The sequence below is a fragment of the Ilumatobacter sp. genome, from assembly GCF_041688325.1.
Lineage (GTDB): Bacteria > Actinomycetota > Acidimicrobiia > Acidimicrobiales > Ilumatobacteraceae > Ilumatobacter_A.
On the sequence record NZ_JBDNIJ010000046.1, the window covers coordinates 1 to 5,942 of the forward strand.

The following is a 5,942-nucleotide window of genomic DNA, read 5'->3' on the forward strand; positions in this document are numbered from 1 at the left end:
AGACTCCGGCCAATGCGCGGTCTACGAACCGACCGGACCGCGAGTGTCGTGATCCGCGGGCACGCGTTCATCCAGAACCTGAGACGCGGCCACGACGAACTCGGTGTCGAAGCCCGCCCCGAGCATCGACGCGTCGCGGCAGCATTCGACGAACTCAGCGCAACGATCTGACCGCAAGGCAGACGCCACGGCGGTGCGACGCGCCCCGCGTTCGATCAACGCAACAGTGCCAGTCGGGCTACGTCTCGAACCGTGTATTGGACGGTGCCCGACTCGTCGGTACGCGCCGCGGTTCCGACCGAGAGATGTCCCCGCTGCGAGGACCCTTGTGCGGTGACGAGCCGCTCGCCGGTCAGCGGGTGGCGGCCTTCGAGCACCCGTTGAAACTCGTCACGACCAACAACACCGTCAAGGTCTCGGAACGCCGCGCCCGCTCCGAGCCACCGGCCCGGCCCCTCGATCGAGTCCGCGTAGTACGCACCTGTGTTCTCAATCGATCCGCCTAACAGCGACGGACCGCGATCGCCGGCTTCGCCTTCGAGGTAGTCGACGACGGCCCCTGCGACGCCGGATGCAGGCCGTCCCGAAGCCCCGAGCGGCGTCACGGTCAGCCGCATGACAGACCCGATCGCGCCGAGGCCGGATCCGCGACCCGAAAGTCGGGATCGGGCCTGCTGTGCGGCCCGCAGGTTCCTCGAAGAGGAACCTGCAAGGGTGTATGCCCTCCCACCACCCCAACACACGACATGCCAAACCCGACCTCCGATCCCACACGATCTGGACGGGCGGACCGCCGCGGAGCCCTGCCCGCACACCACGCGCCCTGCTCTTGCCGCACCAACCCGCTGACCGAACTCGCCCCACTCCGTTTTGCCCGAAGTGGCAGCACCGACCACGAAACCTTCGACCCTTGATTGTCATCCATACCTCTGTAAAGGCAGCGACACCGCGAGTTCGGGACGCTTGTGCGCTACCGGTTGTGACCAGGTGCCCGCAGCCGGATCATCGGCTGCTTCGCAGCCGTTGAGGACTGGGCTTCATAGCCTGGACATCGTGGCGACCAACGTGTACATCGATGGATTCAATTTCTACTTCGGTGCCGTGAAGGGCACCGCCTTCAAATGGGTCGACTTCGAGGCCTTGAGTCGGTTACTCGTACCCAATGATGAGATCGGTCGGATCAAGTACTTCACGGCGAAGGTTTCTGAGCGATATCCAGGTGACAAGGCTCCGCACCATCAGAGCCTGCTCCTGCGTGCGATCCGATCGAATCCGAAGATCGATGTCGTACTCGGGCACTTTCGATCAGCCTCGAAGTGGCGCCCCCTCGACGATCGCAACCGATCGATCTCCGACCTGCTCCGCCCCGAACTCCAACCCCATGCGGACGCCGACGACATGTGGACCGATTCGATTCAACGTCGAACTGTCCCGTTCTCGGCTGCCCGCGTTGTCCATCGGGAAGAGAAGGGCTCCGATGTGAACCTGGCCGTCCAGCTGCTCTGGGACTGCTTCGGCGATGACGAATGCGACAAGGCGCTCGTGATCACCAACGATTCCGACCTCGAAGACGCGATCCGCAAGGCGGTCGAATCTGGGTGCAGCGTTGGTCTCGTGAATCCTCAGCCTCAGGCGACGAATAGGCGCCTCAAGGATGTGGCGAGCTTCGAAATTCCCTTTCGCGCCAAGAGCGTGGAAAAGTGCCAGATGCCGAAAACGGTGTTCACAGAGAAGGGCGCTCAGGTCCATCGACCTCGGGCCTGGGACACCTGAAAATCACAGAGGCCCGCCTCGCGGCGGGCCTCGGGCTCACCCGGCGAAGCAGGTGAGTGGATATGTAAACAGTTTGCCCAGCTCCGTCGTGTTTGTCAACGCGCGACGCATCGAGGACCGTTCAGAGTCATCGTCATTCCTCACAGTTCGACCGCGTCGACCAACACTCGTTGGCAAACACGTGGCCTCATCCCCGACTCGGTGACGATGTCCACAGGATGTCCAAGAAGATCCTGCAGGTCCATCAGTAAGCCGCCAAGGTCGAGCAACCCGCGGCCCTCGTCGAGGTCAACGAGGAAGTCAATGTCGCTGGTTTCGATCGCGTCGCCACGCGCTACCGAACCAAACACTCGGACCCGCGACGCTCCGCGAGCGCGAGCCAGAGCGCAGATCTCATCGCGGTATCTCCGCACATCGGTCAGAACCGGAGCGCTCACGAGGTCATGCTAGATCGGCGCCACACCGGCGAGGTGCGGGATGCGCAATCAAATCACGTCAGCGACCAGCTACACGTTGCTCGTCGGTCTCAGTCGAACAACCGGTCGATCGACGACGCCACTTCGGCGTCGCGCAACTCAACCAGGTGCTGGTAACGCAGCGCAGCCCTCGGCGACGAGTGGCCCATTCGCGCCATCGACTCCCGGATGCTTGCGCCGGCCGTGGCGTTGAGCGTGCCGGCAAGGTGGCGTAGATCGTGGAACGTGTACGCGACCTGGGGCGTCGCGGGCGTGGAGCCACACCCGCCGCCACACCGTCACCGTCGGCGTCTCACCCGTCCGCCGATCGACAAAGACCAGGTCGTCTGGCTTGAACGGACCGTATGTGGCTACATGCTCCTCGACCACCGTCGCCAGCACGGCCGGGAGTGTGAGTCGACGCACGCCGGCGCTCGTCTTCGGGGGTTGAAGAATCGCCTCGCCCTTCACGAACACAATCGATGCGTCGACGACGACAGTCCAGATTCCGTTGGTCTCGATGAGGTTCCGGCGCCGAAGCGCGAGGCACTCGCCGCGTCGAAGGCCAGCGACCGCAGCAAGCATGACCATCAGGCGGTACTCCGGCTTGATCGCGTCGGCTATTCGCCTTGCTTCGTCGATCGATGGCGTCGCACGTTCCGCGCTGTGTTCGACAGAAACGTTCTTCAGGGTGCAGGGGTTGGCGCGCAGCAACATGTCATCAACGGCGGCCTGCATGATCTGACGGAGTAACCGGTACGCCTTGGCAGTCGTCACTGCGCTCTGATCGCCGGCACTGACGGTCCCATGCCATCGACGGATCGTGGCCGGATCGATCTTGCCCATCGGCGCCTCGCCGAGATGCGGAAGCAGGTGAACGCGCAACAGGTAGTCGTACAGCAACAGCGTCTTAGGCCGGAGATCGTTTCGCCCGGCGAGCCAGGTCGTCGCGTACGACTCGAACGTCTGCTTCGTACCGCTCGGGTCGAGCAACTGGCCCCGGTCAAGATCGACCTCCGCCGTGGCGAGCCACTTGAGGGCATCGGCCTTGGTCCGAAACGAGTGGCCCGGCAGCACACGTTCCCGCGAGATCGGGTGGGTGTACTCGGCACCCCAACGACCCGATCGGTGCTTGCGCGTCGTCCCGAATGCTCTCCGTAGCCCCACTCTGTCGACCATAGAGAACCGCTGCTTGATGTGCAACTGATGTGGCAAGCCCCCAGACCCCAGGAACCAAAAAGCCCCCGGCAGCGCTGCTACCAGGGGCTTTGATGGTGGAGACGATGGGAATCGAACCCACGACCCCCTGCTTGCAAAGCAGGCCACGAAGACCCGCATAGCACCTGCATATAGCCATTACGCTGGGATGATCCCGATCCTGAACAACACGCTGTTCACCGGTATTGACCGCTGTTGCCCTCCCTTACTGGCACGCCAATGGCACGGGCCGCACGCTCCACGCTGACTCCGGGTATGGGTTCGAGAATGGGGTGCGCGCCCGACGACTCCAGTCCGAGGTCATCGTTCTTGAGGGGGAGGTCCAAGCGGTTTCACCGACTTGAGAAACACGACACTGCCGCTACCACGGAATCAGCTCACCACCCGATGGACGAGCACGCCGGTAACAGACGGCGCAGGGCTCGCCGACGCTGGATGCGCGATGGCGGTCCGTCACCGCGCTGCCTGGCTGCTGGTCGCGACAACCTCGACACCAGCCGACAGACCTTTCGGACGCAACGACCCCCTACCAAATGAGTGCGCCCCCAACCGATTCGCTTTGCCAATCACCAAGTTCAAGCGTCAGGTCTTCCTGACTGCTGCTACGGGGAGAATCCGCGCTCGCTGCGGCACTGTTCGAGGAGATGCTCGCCAGTGCACCTCGGTCGTCTGAGTAGGTGCCGCGGAACAATCTCGTATTCTGCCTCGTTCCAGACGAACCGGCGCGTGCGAGTGACATCCTCAGGAACGCAATCGATGCCGGACTCACGAGGGCCGTCGCTGCGTGCAACCTCGCCGGCACCCAGTTCACGCTCGGCAACCTGAACGAGGCCCGTGTCCTGGTCGACCTTGCTCTCGGACGCGACGACGAGCCAGCGCTGTTGTGGATACTCACCGATGGTGGCCTCGAACTCTGCGAGGCAACAACCTTCGAGGCCGCTCTCGCTCTCCGCGAACGGTTGGAATCAGGCCGAAGACTCCGCGGCCGCAACGAGTGCGGTCAAAGGCAGCAGCAGGTGCAGCGGTTCCGTCGGGGAATCCATGAACTGCGGGACAACGGACCAATAGAAGTCCCGTGCGCTCTCGTCACGGCAATGGATGAGCAGAGCACGAAAACCAATGTCTTCCGAGACACGGATCGCGCGGAGCATGGCATCTCGCAGCAGGAGCCGACCAAGGCCTCGGCCGTGAGCGTGCTGGGACACTGCCAGCCGTGCGAGTAGAAGTATTGGCACCGGGGATGGCGCATTGCGGCGCACCTTGCCCGGCACGTCCCTCGGCTCCACTCCTGCCGAGGCCAGTGCGTAATAGCCCAGCACGCGCTGCTCCTTCGCGATCACGAAGACGCTGGCATTGCCGACTTCCTGACCCTTCAGGGCTCGCTCACGCAACCACTCATCCAGCTCATCTGCCCCAGACGAGAACTCACCGGTTTCATGGCCCGCCGTCAGCTTCTCCGGCTCCCCGGCTGGCCATTCGCTCACAGATCGGAAAGGTCGACAGCGGGCGGAGTGGCTAGGAACGAGCGCAGTGCCTCGGATGGTTCGAACGGTGCTTCGATCAGCTCCTCGAAGCGGCTGAACTCGTCCTCGGACAGGATGAACCACCGGCGCTCAGCGAGGACGGCTTCGGCGCGTTCTGTGGCACTATCGAGCACGAAGTCGGTCACGCTTCGATCGGTCGCAGCCGCTGCGCGTCGGATGATCTGTTCCTGTGCGGTCGACACCCTGAGGTTGAGCCGTGAATCCTTCGACTGGCGGTTCGCTTCAGCGGTTTCGATCTCGGTGGTACCGGTGGTGGTCACAATGTTCCTCCGTGGTGGTGGTGCACACTGTACACACAAGCTGATTACCCTCCAAGTGACTTGTATGTACATTGTGCACCACTATCGAACCTTTCGGGAGCAACCTTGAGCCTTCTTTACTGGGTGTGCTCAGATGATTTGGCCCCACTTGGAGCCTGAGTGCTCGGGGGCGGATTCGGGGGGGGTCGTGGCTACACCCAACCATGATCGGGTGTGTCGATGTCGAAGAAGAACTGGAAGCGTGGACCGATTCCGTTGACGGCGAAACGGGACTTGTACGTTCAGTTGATGAGCCAAGGAATGCAGAACAGCGCGGCGTGCAGGCAGGTCGGGGTGAACCGCAAGACTGAGCAGCGGTGGCGGCCTGGTCGGATCGTGAACGACGCGAAGCGTGGCGAGTATCGCTCTGACCCGATCGTTCCTCCAGGATCGGCGGCGGATGGGTCTGGGCGGTATTTGTCCGATCAGGAACGAATCGTGATCGCGGATGGGGTCCGGGCTGGTCGTTCGAAGCGGCCGATTGCTGGCGAGCTGGGACGCAGCGTGTCGACGGTGTGCCGTGAGGTTCTGCGCAACGCCGAAGCCTCGGGCGAGTACGGCGGCACGCCGCTCAACAGCGGATGCTGACGCGTCGCCCGCGACCCAAGCTGCGGCGCTTGGCGATCAACGCCGAGTTGTGCGGGTTGGTGCAG

Annotated in this window: 7 protein-coding genes; 2 read left to right on the forward strand and 5 right to left on the reverse strand. The window is 63.1% G+C overall.

The features are described from left to right. Positions 1-215 precede the first annotated feature (215 nt). Positions 216-617: a relaxase domain-containing protein gene (locus ACH2EI_RS03580; protein ID WP_395159145.1), complete on the reverse strand. Its 402-nt coding sequence runs from the start codon at positions 615-617 to the stop codon at positions 216-218. Between the two features lie 436 nt (positions 618-1,053). On the opposite strand from ACH2EI_RS03580, the gene ACH2EI_RS03585 reads away from it, so the two are divergent. Beyond that, on the forward strand, positions 1,054-1,773 hold the full coding sequence (locus ACH2EI_RS03585; RefSeq protein WP_395159147.1) for an NYN domain-containing protein: 720 nt from the start codon (positions 1,054-1,056) through the stop codon (positions 1,771-1,773). Between the two features lie 140 nt (positions 1,774-1,913). Here ACH2EI_RS03585 and ACH2EI_RS03590 read toward each other — a convergent pair whose 3' ends face one another. From ACH2EI_RS03590 to ACH2EI_RS03605, 4 genes are all read right to left on the reverse strand, one after another. Further along, entirely contained in the window at positions 1,914-2,210 is a 297-nt protein-coding gene (locus tag ACH2EI_RS03590) for a nucleotidyltransferase family protein (protein ID WP_395157196.1), read from the reverse strand. Between the two features lie 138 nt (positions 2,211-2,348). Then, positions 2,349-3,395, reverse strand: coding sequence for a tyrosine recombinase XerC (xerC, locus tag ACH2EI_RS03595; protein WP_395159149.1), 1,047 nt, complete (start codon positions 3,393-3,395; stop codon positions 2,349-2,351). A gap of 1,016 nt (positions 3,396-4,411) precedes the next feature. Next, on the reverse strand, positions 4,412-4,930 hold the full coding sequence (locus ACH2EI_RS03600; RefSeq protein WP_395156382.1) for a GNAT family N-acetyltransferase: 519 nt from the start codon (positions 4,928-4,930) through the stop codon (positions 4,412-4,414). Then, positions 4,927-5,250, reverse strand: coding sequence for a DUF1778 domain-containing protein (locus tag ACH2EI_RS03605; RefSeq protein WP_395156380.1), 324 nt, complete (start codon positions 5,248-5,250; stop codon positions 4,927-4,929). The genes ACH2EI_RS03600 and ACH2EI_RS03605 overlap by 4 nt, the downstream gene beginning before the upstream one ends. 288 nt (positions 5,251-5,538) lie before the next feature. Here ACH2EI_RS03605 and ACH2EI_RS03610 point away from each other — a divergent pair, with 288 nt between their 5' ends. Then, a complete protein-coding gene (locus tag ACH2EI_RS03610; RefSeq protein WP_395156378.1) occupies positions 5,539-5,877 on the forward strand; it encodes a helix-turn-helix domain-containing protein in 339 nt (112 codons plus the stop codon). Positions 5,878-5,942: the final 65 nt, after the last annotated feature.

Bases quoted from the DNA above. Each gene is read 5' to 3' on its own strand.
- ACH2EI_RS03580 (WP_395159145.1), bottom strand. From the start codon at position 617: ATGCGGCTGACCGTGACGCCGCTCGGGGCTTCGGGACGGCCTGCATCC.
- ACH2EI_RS03610 (WP_395156378.1), top strand. From the start codon at position 5,539: ATGAGCCAAGGAATGCAGAACAGCGCGGCGTGCAGGCAGGTCGGGGTG.